The sequence below is a fragment of the Paenarthrobacter sp. NPDC090517 genome, assembly GCF_044769165.1.
Classification (GTDB): domain Bacteria; phylum Actinomycetota; class Actinomycetes; order Actinomycetales; family Micrococcaceae; genus Arthrobacter.
Genome location: NZ_JBIVXN010000009.1, coordinates 18418 through 31551 on the forward strand (window position 1 = coordinate 18418; position 13134 = coordinate 31551).

Genomic DNA, 13134 nt, shown 5'->3' on the forward strand with positions numbered 1-13134 from the left:
CCCACCACGCCAAAGGCCCTCGAGCCGTGCATTATGCCCCACCCGTGGAGCTCGCCACCGCAAGCCACATGATTTCAGCCCTTTGACAGCAGGTAGTACTCATGATCGAGATGTACAGATATGACGGCTGGTCCCACCTGCGAGGTCACTTCGTGGAGGTAAGACGTCGGGACAACGTTGTGCGAAGAGGTTTCATCGAAGAGGCCACTTCAGATTCGGAAGTTATGTGGCTGACTGCAGACGGCACTTGCACTCGACAGATGTTTGAGAAGGCCGAGGACTACGAAGTTTGGGTTTGCGTAAACGCCGCTCAGCCTCAAATCCCTGACGAGAAAGGAGCATTGAAATGAAGAAGCGCAGTATTCGTTGGGCCCGGACCGGTGAACATTGCCCTATGACCGGGTGGTGGAGCCCCAATGCAGAAGGCCAGCGCACGATGTTTCTGAGCGAGGGCACCTTGATGCCTCCAGCAAAAAGCGAGCCGACCACCTGGCGGATGCTCCAGCAGCCATCCCTCGGGACACTGCCTGCGTACCACCCCCTCTATGACCTACCCGCGACTGGGCTCAAGCAGAATGGACCAGCTTAGGCTCCATTCTGTGGTCGTGCGCAACGTCGCGCACATACCGCTCTCTGAGCGGTGCCAAGTGCCGCACCGGGGCTTGGATAGCCTGGCTCGGAGTCGACCTGGATCTCCCGAATGAACTGACTCGCTACACAGGTCGCCCAGGCAACTAAAGCCACATGCTATCCAAGGGAAAATAGGTTGTTGAGGAGTTCCAGCAGCTATCTCCAGCCCCGTGTTTTAAGTACCGATAACGGAGATTATGTCGTGTTGAACGATGACTATCGGCATCTGATGCACGATCAACGGCCGCCATCTTCCCGTAGGACTTTCTCCGCGGGTTCAGTCCAGCCATCGGTTTGGGGGCACACGTCTTTAGAGTTAGAACTTGGGTGCTCCCGGGAAGTACGGCTCATGCTCGGAGTCGTCTTCCCAGTAGCGGTATCTGTCACCCAGGAAACTTAGGATCGCTTCGGTGGGAACAGCCTTCTTGTGAAGGGTGAGACCCAAAGTACCTAGGCCCGACACCGCTGCAGTAGACAGATGGATCCGAAGGCTGTCTTCAGTGAAAGAACTAGTGGGAAGGACGGGGTCACTAGTACGGGCGGGCTCGTGAATCAGGTCGATGAAAGCCCGCTGTTCGCTGGCCGTCATGTTTCTACTTAGTCGGATACCACGCGCGGCCGCTCGGCCATTGACCACGATGTTGGCAATAGCAAGAAGCAGATGCCAGTCAAGCCATCCCTCTCGGCGAAGTCGTTTAGCTATGAATGTGAATTGAGTGTCCTGCTGGAGGAGGCCCAACACCGGGCCGATCACCGCAGGAAGCCGCGCGTACCGGTAGGCGATGTTCTCGTGGATCTTGTTCCTATTTGCCTCGTAGGAGGCCGCCAAACCCTGAAGCTCCTGCATGTCGGGGCTCGGGTTGCTAATTGATGATGGATCACTCCGTCCCACGGGTGTTTCCTCACGCTCGGAAAAAGCAGCATAGGTTGCACCTTCTGCTAGGTCCGCGAGCTCGTCGTACGACCTCACAATTGACGACTTGTGTGATAGACCCCCTGCAAACAAGGTGTCCATCACGGCACTGAAGTCAGCTTGATTGAGTAGGGACTGGGAAGCCAGAAAGTGCATGGCCGCACCGAGCGATTCTAGCTGTAAGGCTTCACGGTCAGCACCATCACCAGGGGTTAGGTGGAGGTTCCAATGCCCGCCTCGCTTATCCGAGATCCAGTCGACCCACCCTGCACCCCCCAGTCCATTTCTCGCATCGACACTCACGTCAATGAGTAGGGGCTCCACTAGAAGATGTGCATCATGCCGGGCAAACTCGCTAAGGACAATCTGAGTTGTGGCTATAAAGCGCTCCGTGGCTAGTACAGCTTGTCGTTCATTCTTACACTGCACCTGCCATGTAAGCCCCAAGGCAGCCCAACGATAGTAGCGGGTAGGTCCAACGTCACTGAACAGTCTCCCCATTCCGGAACGATCCGTTGCATCTGCAATTTCGGACTCCGTCATGGGTTTAGTTCCGCCTACAGCATCCAGCACCGACGTGACTGCTTCCATGACGTTGGTGGGCTCAAGTAATGACGAGAGTAACGGAACAAGAGACGGCCGCACCGCTTTCGCTGCCCGGAATATATGGCATTGGTCCTGCAGCATGTTCGTCACAGCCGAATGAACTTCCAATTGATCAGAGCGGTCACCATAGTGACTTCGAGCAAGCAGCCCCAGATTGAAGGTCCGAGTGGCGGTAAGGGATTGACCAGCGTGGTGATCGCAGGTGGCGGCAGCCACAAGGCCATGCGCCACATAGTGCTTCAACGAGGGGTCAGTGGCGTCGTGAGCCGCGGTCGTCGCCGCCAAGGCGTAGAGTTTGCCCGCATGCGGCAAATTCAGCTGGTAGTAGACCCTAGAGATCAACATAAACATCTCGATGCTTCCTTCGAGAGTGTCGCCGTGCCACCAACTGGCTTTGGCGACGTGAAGTTCATGAAGCGCGTCTAGTAGTCGATCTACTTCGATGAGTCTAAGCGCGCGATTAAGAGCTCGACTACCACGGCCAGATTCACCTTCTACTCGTTCCAAAGCGTCGTCCAGCCCGTCGCGCACTTTTCCGAACAGAGGGTGGTCCACCAACTGGGACGTGTAGAGGCCAAAAATGTCGGCAGTGTCGCGGATCGGAAAAAGGGGGGCTTCGGGAAGGAGCTCTACAAGTTCTCCCAGCGCTTTCATACCCTTATCGACATCCATCAACTCAATGCCGCTCACCCCGTGATGCGCATCAATTTGGACAGTGCCACGAAGAGCAGACATGGTGTCGGACATGGAAGGCATCTCCCCATGTTCAGGCAGTTCCCCGGCTGGGTACCTCTGATGCAGTGCTAGATAGGCCTGGAGCGAAAGCAACATGGCTCGCGCATTGGGGTATGGGCTTGCTCCTAATAACGCGTCAATTTTGCCCGCCAAAGCTCCATGCCACGTCTCCAGCTGACATCGATCGATGCTGGTTGTTCGTCGAAGCATCGCGGCATAGCCGAGATCGAGCAGCATGGTACCGTCACGCAGAATGCCCGGATCCTCCAGCGACCCAGGCACGAGACCGAAAAAAGCCTTAAGCATATCGTCTGCTGGCAGCAGTGTTTCGGTACCGCGCATCGTCGCCCATGCAATTTCGAATTGTGCTCGAACGGCGACATCCTCGCTGTTGGCATTTGCGAGAAGTTGCTTAGCCATCGTCAACCAATTGGGCAGGTCCGCTGCAAACAGAGAGTCGGTACTGGCGAGCCTCAGCCCCTCCCTCAGATCAACAAGATCACCGATCGTGGACGGCGAGTTTGGACGTGTGCTCCACCGAGATAGGGCTTCCACGTACCAATCCGGCCTGGGACTTTCGGGGACCGGCCGTTCAGGGGCAAGGTCACTAGGAAGGTGCAGGTAATCGACGGCTAAGTGGTACAGATCGTGTTCCGAGAGCTCTTTTGCTACGGCTAGGCCATCCCAGATATCCAAGGAGATACCGTGAAGGTCTCTTGCCTGTTGCTGCAATTCATGACGCTTCGCCACAGAGACAGGACTTAGAGTGAAGAAGACGACCCGGTCAACGTGTCCGCCCTGTGTGCAAATGGAACGCAGATCTCTTCGGATCTTAGTGGGAACGTCCGCCTGCTGGATCGTGCAAGCGAGGACAACATTCTCTTGGGTCGCACCCAGCGCAAAAGATGAAAGGATTGCCACCTCGGAGGGAAGGTGGGTCCAAAAGCTCTCCGCGTCTCGCCCCTGGTCCCCTCCAGCACTGACTGGCCCAGTCGCCGGCATAAGATTCGTCGCGATGCGTCCGCGAGCAAGACCCAGGCATATGGCTTCGAAATCGTGGTGGGCGTTACTCTCAGCCAACGTACTGAGTTCGTATCTTATTCGTTTTTCGAGCGCGAGACGGCTAGTCATACCCTTGATCATCGCCCACAGACCCCAGGGACACGACGTAGACGACGTGGTGGTTCATCAAGGGCGCAGAAACAGCGGAGTTGGACCAGCCAGGGAGCTGGTGGAGTAGACATCAGGACTGGTCGTCAGCACAGGCACCGGAAATCATCTGACTCCTATCCTGACACAGTTCAGATGACGGGCGAGCAACCCTACACCTCAACCATGGTCAAACAGACCGTGCAAATGAAGCTGAGCGAATCTAATGGCGACCTCAAATCCCCCAACGAGGCGTACAACGAAGTCACCGACCAATTGAGGATGGAGGACTCGGAGGCAAACAGCTATCTGTGACGTCCTATTGATCTGGTGGGAAGCGCTCAACCCGGACTACGACTTTCTTCCTGCATATGAAGAATCAGTACTTAGTTTGCCAACACAAAGGAAGGGCGTCACGTTGAAACGTGACGCCCTTCCTCTGTTGGTAGTCAACGCGACAGTCCGCTCTTCCCGCGCTCAGCTCCTACGGAGGCCCCTCTGCGGGATTTGCGGGCCTCGGCGGCCTTCCCGGTTGTCACTGCTGCTCTCGGGTGTGTGCCCTCGCTGCGGGCAGCTGCGAGTCGGCCACGGATCTGGGTTTCGTTGGCGCCGGTGCCGGCTAGGGACTCCGCGAATTTCTGGTGGTGCTCGGCTGAGCCGTAGCCGGACTGTGCAGCGGTTTCGGTTTTCAAGCCCTGGTCTTTTAGCCGGCTGCTGTCGTTGCCGGTGACGCGGTTCTCGATCTCCCGTCCGACCGCCTCCATACGGGCAAAGAGTTCCTTCTCGGCCCGCTCATAGCGCTGCTCCTGCGTCGACCATTTGTCACCCGTGAAGCCGCCCTCAGCCAGTAGTTTTGCTTCGTGCAGTTTCTTGGCGGCGTCCACGAAGGCAGGGTCTTTGAAGTGTTCCTCTCCCGCCCCGTTGACGTTGGCGGTGGTTTCCGTGCGGAGCTGGTCGATGTCGGGTCCGTTGATGCCGTCCTTCCCGATGAGGAACATGCGTTCCTTGATTTCGGCGTCGGCTACCTCGCGCGCCTTAGGGGTCTTCGCGTTGTGTGCGAGCTGGAGTGCTTTGGTTAGTTCAGGGTTGGCCAAGTAATCCGCCGGCACCTGGTGGCGTTCCATTTCGGGGGCGAGTTTCGCAGCCTGGGCACGGAGTTCTTCGGCTCGGGCGGCGGCTATGAGCTGCGTGGCTTTCTGGTGCTCAGCCTCGCCTTTGCGAGCATCCTCCTGGCTACGCGCCTGCTCACCTTTGGCTTTCTCAGTCGTAGCCGTCTGGATGCCGGCTTCAAGCTCGGCGCCGCCCACCTCGCGGGTGTCGATGGCGTACCTGGACAGGACTTCCTGACGGATCTTCTCCGACGCGGACAAGGCAATGGGATCGTAGTCTTTCCAGCCCTCAGCGACAGCATGTGCTGTGGCAATGTCCGCCGGTTGAGCTTTGTCCCACCACTGGTCCTTTTCTACCTGTGCGAGGACCGCGTGGGCAGTGCTGCGTTCAGCCGCCAGGCGGGCGGCTGCTTCCTGAGCGGCCTGCGCGTCTCGGTGCTCCTGTTGCCTTTGGGATTCCTGACGACGACGGGCCAAGGTCTCAGCGATGCGGGACGCGATCATCAGCGATTGCCGCAGCCCACCGTCTATTACATCGTCCATTCCGTCTGATTCACTCATGGTGTTCCCCTTGCACTAGTGGTGTGATTCTTATCGGTCCAGGCCCGGGCCGGTATCGCGTTGGCTGGGTTGGTAGGTCTTTGCTGGTGTAGCGGTTGGTGTGGTGGGCAGGGCGGATCCGGGACGGATGGGAACCATGCCTCGGCGTGCGATATCAATCGCACGGGGCGGCACCGTTGACTCTGTTGATTGCTGCTGGCCTGCTTCCGCTGGTGCGGCTTTGGGCATGGTTCCAGTGAACGGTGCGAGCTGGTTCTCCACGACCGAGCGGATGCGTTGAGCCTCGCGCGTCCGTCCCGACTGCTGATGCATTTCGTACACGGCGAAGGCGGTGTTGATCAGTTGCACCATGAGTGCTGTCTGCGCTGCTGACTTATTCTTGCTCGACGCTGCCATGAACAACATGGCGGTGCCGGCAATGGACGGAAGAGCAACCGGCTTGCTGTGCTCACGCGGTGCACGCAGCTGGGCGGTGCGGGACAGTTCAGCGGCCGTGGCTGCCAGTGGCCCAGGTGTGGGTTCGAGACGGTGTGACCATGCGGCGAACGCGCCGGAAACTTCCCGTGCGGCTTTCGCCCAGGTCGCGTGATCATCGCGGGGAATGGACCGCAGCTGCTCTGCAAGGGCTGTTGCGTTGCGGGTGTACTCCACCCACACCTGCGCCGGAGGTGTTGCCTTCTCGGGTCCGGTCCTGAAGACGGTGCGCTTGTTGCGTGCAGCGGCATTCCACTCGGCTGCAGCTTCGGTGGCAAGGTGCGGTGAGTCCATCCACTCTTCACGCAGTGCACCCAGTTTCAGGTCCGATGCGAGCGTGCCGCCGCCGAACCAAATAGGCCGCTCCCCGGCCTTGGGTCGTTCGGCCACGGAATACCCGACAATGACGTCGGTGGTGTTCTTCGCATAACGCGGACGAAGAAGCATACCGGTCTCGCGCGCACGGCGGACGAACTCCCCTTCCGTAGCTGAGGCGCTGGCACTGGCACGCACTTTACGGGCCAGGGACATACGGTGCATTTCCCGTTCGTCCCGCACGGCAGTTGCTTTCTCTGCACGGTCGTAGCCTCGCGTGGCGTACACGGTGGAAAGTTGCTCCAGGCCGTACTTAACTTCCAGTTCCCGGCAGGTCTGCTGTGCCCTCTTGTAGTCCCCGTGGGTGGATGCCTTGGTGCCGTCCTCGCGGACGAGGGACACGGCCAAGTGGATGTGGTGGTTTCCGTTTTCACTGGTGCCGTGGTTGATGGCGGCCCAGCGGCACTGGGCCTTGCCGCTGGCGGCAGTGAAGCCCATCGAATCCATGAAATCGTTTGCGATGTCGCCCCACTGCTGGTCCGTCAATGCGCCCTCTTCGGCGCGCAGACTCAGCGAGCAATGCCAGACACTGGCGTCCTTGTAACCAACGTGGACCCGCTCCTTCTTTGCAGCATCCCACTGGAAGTCCTTGATCTTGACGGAGACCCCGAAAAGCTTCCGTGGCTGGTCAAGGTGCTTGGCAATAGCCAGGGCATCATCCCTGTCCAGTATCCCGTCGTCATACCAGCTCATGATCGCTGCGTCGCCTGCCACCAGGTGCGGATCACTGTGCGCATTCTTCGTTTTGTCCGAGTCGGTGGACGCCAGATACACCATGAGCCCACCCATACGTGAACCGCGTGTGATGTTCGGAATCATCCTTACATCAGCCCCTCAATGGCGCGGTCGATTCGCATGGCCACGGAACGCAGATGCTTCAATGCTTCGCGAGCCTCAACCGGGAACTCGCTCGTCGCGTTGGCCTGCCGTGCAAGCTGGTTAATGTTGTTCGAAGAACGCGCCAACAAGTTGTGCAGCTGCATCAGCTCCGCGCCGATGGCACGGCGCTCGGTCGGTGAATCAGTGCGTTCTGCCAGGGCCGATGAAACCAGCAGGTTCGGAACGGTCACTTTCTCCCGTTCGGCCCTCGCAACGAGAGCCGCTTCCTCTTCAACCGTGACCCACACGTCACGGCGCTTCTTCGTCCCTGCCGGAGTGTTGGCACGACGACGGCGGGACAGATTGGGGCGGTGAGTGCTTTCCTCTTCCGACATCCCAATCCCTCCCTTCAAAGGCCCAGCGCAGCGACCCCGATCCGGGGACCACACTGACAAGTGTGCCGTACTCGACCGCCAGTGTCGAGGACGACAAGCCGCTTACACCCGTGTAAGTGTATAGCTTGCTCCGCATTACTGAGTTTTCGGGTTTTTCGTCCCTCTGCGGGACTCGGGAGAAACCTTCCCTCCGGGTGTCGGTCCGAACCCGTAGACTGGCCTCATGGACATCAACGACATTGCCGCCAAAGCGGCCGCGAAAATTGACGCTGCCAGGGACGCTAAGGTCAACGCCGTAAAGAACGCAGCGGCCAGCAGCGTCGAACTCCAGGAGGCCTCCCAGCTACTCGCCGCAGCAGAGCAGAAATATGCGAAGGACTACCAGGCTGCACTGCGTGCGGATTGGACTGAAACAGATCTGCGCGGCTTCGGTCTGGATACCCCGGGCAAGAAAGCCGGCGGCCGCCCGCGCGGCAAAAAGGCGACGCGGGAAACGGCTTCCTCCACGGGATCAGCTGAGCAGTAGCACCTCGCCCAGAAGAAGGGCACCAGGGGCACTGTTTCCCATGGTCCAAGACTCGTCACTGCCGGCGCACCTACCATCTTGGGTTGGCTTTTCCTGCCTTGATGACATGAACGGCCGGCGGGGTGGCGGGGGCATGCGGGCACCGGAACCGGGGCTGGCGGAGACTTTCAGAGCGGCAGGGGGGATCGACGCTGCGGTGCTCTTCGTTTCCCCCAGGACCCACCACCCAGCCCACATCCTTAGCGGCGCGCAAACAGCCAGGGCCTGTTCCATAAGGTACGGGCCCTGACTGTTTGTTTGGAGTCGTGATGCTGGTTATCTGGCGTCTTGAGTCAGGCGGGGGAAGCGGTCCTCCCAAAGCTTCCTGCATCTCACTGGAAGTATCAGGTCAGACCAGATTTCACAGAGAAGGCCCGCGTTTAGAAGTTCCTTTTGATCGGCCTGCGTGCCTACGCGCAGAACAGCCTGGTAAGCCTTGATGACTCCTTCAGCCTGGTTCAAATCACAATCGGCCTGCGGCCCCCAGTACACGTGCTGCGGGAGAGTCAGCAGTCCTTCTGCCGGCCCGTGAAGGTCCTCAAGCCGGTCGGGAATCTCGTACGGCATCACGTCCTGAATGAGGACGCGTTTCCCCGGTGCAGGGGCTGCGGGTTTGGGTCTGGGCCGGATCATTTACCGGTCCTCTTTCGCTGCTGTCTCGGCACGGGTCCGCCTCCCTGGACGGAGTTGCCCGGCTTCGACTCCCGGCCATTTCCGGCCGTCGTTGTACTTGCGCTGCAGACGCCGGAGCTCCCGGCGGGCGGCTGCTTCAACGAAGTCCGTAATGGACGCATACCCCTCCAGCTCCCCCACGGCTTGGACAGCTGCACGGATTTGTTGCAGGTCCTCTTCCGTGAAGTAGGGCCCCTTCTTCTGGTTGGATTTCATCATGGCCAATGGACCTCCTGAAAGCGGCTGGGTAGCTGTTAGAACGGGGGTTCGGAATCGAGGCCGCTGCCCCAGGAACCGGCATTCGCTGACGTGTTCGCGGCCCACAGATCGTCCTGCCGGCTGGCCTGCCCGGTGCTGGGCTGACTCCCGAAGTCTCCGCCGTTTCCGCCACCTTGGTTGGTGTTGCGCTGGGTGCGGTTCACCTTCGCGTTCGCGTAACGCAGGCTCGGACCGATCTCGTCTACCTCGAGTTCTATGACGGTGCGCTTGTCGCCTTCCTTGGTTTCGTAGGACCGTGACTTCAGCCGGCCCGAGGCGATGACCCGCATTCCCTTGGTCAGGGACTCGGCGACGTTTTCCGCGGCTTCCCGCCATACACTGGCGCGGAGGAAAAGGGTCTCCCCGTCCTTCCACTCGTTGGCTTGGCGGTCGAAGGTCCTGGGCGTGGAAGCGATGGTGAAGTTAGCGACCGCCGAACCGCCTGGGGTGAACCGCAGCTCCGGGTCGTTGGTCAGGTTTCCAATGACTGTGATGGTGGTTTCGCCGGCCATGATGGTTCCTTTTCCTCGTGCGTTGCTGGTGTTTCCGTTGCCTGTGCTGGTGTCGTTCCGTGGTCCGGTGACGTCGGGTTCATCGTGGGTGAGGTCGTTGGGTTGGTGCTGGTCCGCGGTGTGTTCATCCCACAAACCACCCTCCCCCAACGGGGCTCGGAGGATGGCGGCCAGGTACCGGTCATCCTCCACGGTGTACGGGTTGGCGTAGTAGCCGACGTAAGGGTCCGGTGTGTCGACGTTGATGACCCCCGAGGGGTTCCCGATCCGGCCGAACTCCTCCAGGTCCACGTACTGCCGGGGGCTGAGGGTGAACCCGTCCACCGGGTGCGGCTCCCTCACCGGAGCCCCACGTGCTCTGTCTCGTCTTCGGCGTCGCCATCCAGGAGGGCGTTGGTGCGGACGCTGGCCCGGTAGAAGAGTTGTTCGGCCATCAGGTCCCGGTTACCGACCTCGTACCTCAAGGGAGAATCGCTTTCGGGATCCACGTCGTAGAAGACGGTATCGGAGTCGTAAAAGTTTTCCTCGGTCTTGGTGGCGGGCGCGCCCAGGAAGGCGACCCCGTAGGCCACGGCCTGCAGTTCGGGGTCGGCGTGGAGTTCGGCAGGGACCCGGAACTCGTTCAGGATCGCGGTGATGGTTTCTGCGGTGATGCTCATGATGCTTCCTTCCGGGTGGTGGCGGTGTGGGTCATGGCGGCGGTGACGAGTTTGTCGCGGCGCAGCCCGGACCAGTGGTCCTGGTCATCGGAGTTGTTCACGATGACGGGGGCCTGGGAGTAGCCGAGCTCAGCGGTGATGTATTCCAGCGCTGCCGGCACCTCGGCGATATCCACACTCGTGTAAGTGATGCCTTTGGAGTCGAAGTACTCCATGGTGCGGTCGCAGTTCGGGCAACCGGGCTTGGTGTAAACCGTGTAATCGGTGGGTGAAGTAGTCATTTTCAGTCCTGCGTTTCGTATCAATTAGGTAAGGTTCGTCTGGCTGACTTGCTACCTCAATTCTAGCATTTATCCACTCGGATAAACAAGGTTTTGTCCCGTATTTCCGGGGTTTTTCGGCCTATTTTGGGTCTTTTTTTGGTGGGTTTTGCGGGTGGTGGGTTTGGTGTTGCGGGCAGTAGTCCGGCGGCACTCCCCCGGCTTCTTTGAAAGCTGTCCAGGGCGCTGGGTTCCTGCGCCTGTACCAGGTGATTGCGTGCGCCCCAGTGTGTCGTCGCGGCTGAAAGGAACTGTTCCCCAGCCGGTGGTGGGCCGGCGGCGGGTGTTGTGGCCCATGGGGAAGGTGGCCGGTTTGAGCGGGTTAAACAAAGCAGGACCGGCGCGGGCCGGTCCTGCTTCGCTCTCCTCGGACAAAGGAAATCTGTTGTTCAGTCTAGCGGGGATCTTTAGCGAAGCTTCCCGGTGGTGAGTCGATGAAGTAGCCGGATCGACGGCGGGGCGCGGCTCTTTTGATGGGGGTCTGCCTGGTGGCGTCCACTGGCGGTCCGCCGCTGGTGATTGGTTGCTGTGGTTCGCCCTGGGCGGCGGACCGCCCGACTTTTGGGAGGTTCCTGGCCCTGTTCGTGGTGAGTGCCCGGCGGCCTTGCCGGGCGGTGGGGGTTCCGCCCGGCAAGGGGTTCTAGGCTGCTTCGATATTTTCCTCTGCGGTGTCTTCTTCGACTGGTTTGTCGCTGTCGATGATGATCTGCTCAACCTCGGACGGGGTATAGCCCCAGATGACGAGCTGGTTCAAGTAGTCCCGGTGGCTTTGGAACGGGTTCCGCCAGGAGTCCTTGGCGATGGTCTTCTCATACCCTGCGCAGACCAGCGCGACCAACGAGAACTCGGGTCGGGTCGTGGACTTGGCCACGTGGTCCTTCAGCGGGTTCCATCCCCATGACTTCTCCCCGTCTGTCTTGGCGCTGACCATCACGGCGGCCACTTCTCCGTCGTAACTCCGGGCGACGTCGGTGTGGTGGGTGATCGCGTGGACGGTGAAGTACTGCCAGCCTTTCGGTGCCTGCTTCTTCGCCAGCAGGGTTTTGACGAATTCCCGGCGCACGGTGGTGGCCGATTCCATGGCCTTGTTGTTCGCGATCAGGGTTTTCCGTTCGGCTTTCTGTTCCTCGGTCATCGGCCCTTTGTTGGCCGATGAAGAGTGGTAGGTGTACCGCTCGGTGAAGCCAAGTTCCTTCCAGTCGACGATCACGGGGACGGTGGAGAACTCACCCCGGTAGTCCTGGATGATGTAGACGGCGTTCGCGTCGTCCTCGGTGGCCGGTTCCCCATCGGCCCGCTTCAGGGACGTGACACTGGCGGTTCCCTCCTCGCCGTAGCCGGGCCGTTCCACAATGATTGTGCCGGTGGCTGCAACTTCTGCCCTGTACGCCGCGAGAGTGGCGGCGCGTACGCGGTCGTCCCGGAGTTGCTGGGCGACGTGGAACAGTTGGTCAGGTTCGTCCTGGATGACCGATGCCAGTTCGGCGGTGGCTTCCTCGTCGTCTTCGAATTCGGCGAGGATCAGGGCTTCTTCGATGGTGTGGCCTCTGCCGAGGGCGGCGGTTCCAACCTCGGATGCCTTGGCTTTCAACGCGCCTTCGACAGTGGTCTTCGTCCGTCCCGTTTTCTTGGCGATCGCTGCCGCTGAGACGCCGATCAGGGACAGCTGGTGGTAGGCGTCGGCTTCGTCCGCGTCGGTCAGTTCCGCGCGCTGGATGTTCTCGACCACCTGCGTGACGATGCGTTCGGCTTCTTCCGGGCTGCTGATGATCATCACCGGGATTTCCGCGCGTTTGGCTTCCACGGCCCCGAGGGTGCGGCGCTGACCCATCAGCACGTGCACGGTTCCGTCCTCTTTGCGGTGGGCGATCACCGGCTCCATCACGCCATGCTCCTTGATGCTGGCAACGAAGTCAGGAGTCAGGGCGGCGTCTTTGCGGACGTTGATGTCCACGGTCAGGGTTGCGGGGTCGAGCATTTCCAGCGTGGGTGCTGCGTTCATGGTGTTGTTCCTTCTTGTCCGAGAAGTTGGGTGGGTGGGGCGACCAATGGTGACCGGCCAGCTTCCCCTCTCCCCCGATGCTTCTATGTCTTGTCAAGCGTCGGAAATGGGCTGGAAGAGCTGATTAGAGGTTGCCGCTGCCACGTTGTTTGTCGGTGGGTGGGGCGCTCGTGGTGAGTGGCCAGCTTCCCCTCTCCCCCCGTTGTTTTGGCTGCTGGCGAAGCTTGCGGAGCTGCGCCCGACGGAGGCCTGTCTACCCATGGGGCAAGGGCCGGGAAATTCCCGAAGGAAATCAGCGACGCAGGAGCGCCGAAGGGACATTTCACGGCACGCAGGCCCCGACGAAGGAGGGGCTAGACGGGCCGGAGCGGGCACGTACA

Annotated in this window: 11 protein-coding genes; 2 read left to right on the forward strand and 9 right to left on the reverse strand. The window is 60.1% G+C overall.

All coding sequences use genetic code 11. The features are described 5' to 3' along the window. Positions 1-946 precede the first annotated feature (946 nt). Positions 947-4015, reverse strand: a complete 3069-nt coding sequence (locus tag ACIQTW_RS20310) for a hypothetical protein (protein WP_402940854.1) — start codon at positions 4013-4015, stop codon at positions 947-949. A 174-nt stretch (positions 4016-4189) separates the two neighbouring features. Between ACIQTW_RS20310 and ACIQTW_RS20315 the strand changes: the two genes are divergently transcribed. Beyond that, entirely contained in the window at positions 4190-4348 is a 159-nt protein-coding gene (locus tag ACIQTW_RS20315) for a hypothetical protein (protein WP_402940857.1), read from the forward strand. 134 nt (positions 4349-4482) lie between these two features. Here the strand turns inward: ACIQTW_RS20315 and ACIQTW_RS20320 are convergent, their stop codons facing one another. Genes ACIQTW_RS20320 through mobC form a run of 3 tightly spaced genes read right to left on the reverse strand, consistent with a single transcriptional unit; the run spans position 4483 to position 7766 of the window. Then, positions 4483-5703: a hypothetical protein gene (locus ACIQTW_RS20320; protein WP_402940860.1), complete on the reverse strand. Its 1221-nt coding sequence runs from the start codon at positions 5701-5703 to the stop codon at positions 4483-4485. Positions 5704-5733: 30 nt separating this feature from the next. Continuing rightward, the gene (locus ACIQTW_RS20325) at positions 5734-7371 is read right to left on the reverse strand and encodes a relaxase/mobilization nuclease domain-containing protein (protein ID WP_402940863.1); all 1638 of its coding nucleotides are present in this window, start codon (positions 7369-7371) and stop codon (positions 5734-5736) included. A 2-nt stretch (positions 7372-7373) separates the two neighbouring features. Further along, positions 7374-7766, reverse strand: a complete 393-nt coding sequence (gene mobC, locus ACIQTW_RS20330; protein WP_402940865.1) for a plasmid mobilization relaxosome protein MobC — start codon at positions 7764-7766, stop codon at positions 7374-7376. Between the two features lie 223 nt (positions 7767-7989). Here mobC and ACIQTW_RS20335 point away from each other — a divergent pair, with 223 nt between their 5' ends. Then, the gene (locus ACIQTW_RS20335; RefSeq protein ID WP_402940868.1) at positions 7990-8292 is read left to right on the forward strand and encodes a hypothetical protein; all 303 of its coding nucleotides are present in this window, start codon (positions 7990-7992) and stop codon (positions 8290-8292) included. 672 nt (positions 8293-8964) lie between these two features. On the opposite strand, the gene ACIQTW_RS20340 is transcribed toward ACIQTW_RS20335, so the two are convergent. The 5 genes from ACIQTW_RS20340 to ACIQTW_RS20360 all read right to left on the reverse strand — a co-directional run bounded on the left by ACIQTW_RS20340 (position 8965) and on the right by ACIQTW_RS20360 (position 12754). After that, entirely contained in the window at positions 8965-9219 is a 255-nt protein-coding gene (locus ACIQTW_RS20340) for a hypothetical protein (RefSeq protein WP_402941062.1), read from the reverse strand. A gap of 38 nt (positions 9220-9257) precedes the next feature. Beyond that, positions 9258-10115, reverse strand: coding sequence for a single-stranded DNA-binding protein (locus ACIQTW_RS20345; protein ID WP_402940871.1), 858 nt, complete (start codon positions 10113-10115; stop codon positions 9258-9260). Continuing rightward, positions 10112-10432, reverse strand: a complete 321-nt coding sequence (locus ACIQTW_RS20350) for a hypothetical protein (RefSeq protein ID WP_402940874.1) — start codon at positions 10430-10432, stop codon at positions 10112-10114. The genes ACIQTW_RS20345 and ACIQTW_RS20350 overlap by 4 nt, the downstream gene beginning before the upstream one ends. Next, entirely contained in the window at positions 10429-10713 is a 285-nt protein-coding gene (locus ACIQTW_RS20355) for a glutaredoxin family protein (RefSeq protein ID WP_402940877.1), read from the reverse strand. Before ACIQTW_RS20355 ends, ACIQTW_RS20350 begins: the two co-directional genes overlap by 4 nt. A gap of 679 nt (positions 10714-11392) precedes the next feature. Next, positions 11393-12754 (reverse strand): ParB/RepB/Spo0J family partition protein, encoded by a 1362-nt coding sequence (locus ACIQTW_RS20360; RefSeq protein ID WP_402940879.1) that lies wholly within the window; start codon positions 12752-12754, stop codon positions 11393-11395. Positions 12755-13134 lie beyond the last annotated feature (380 nt).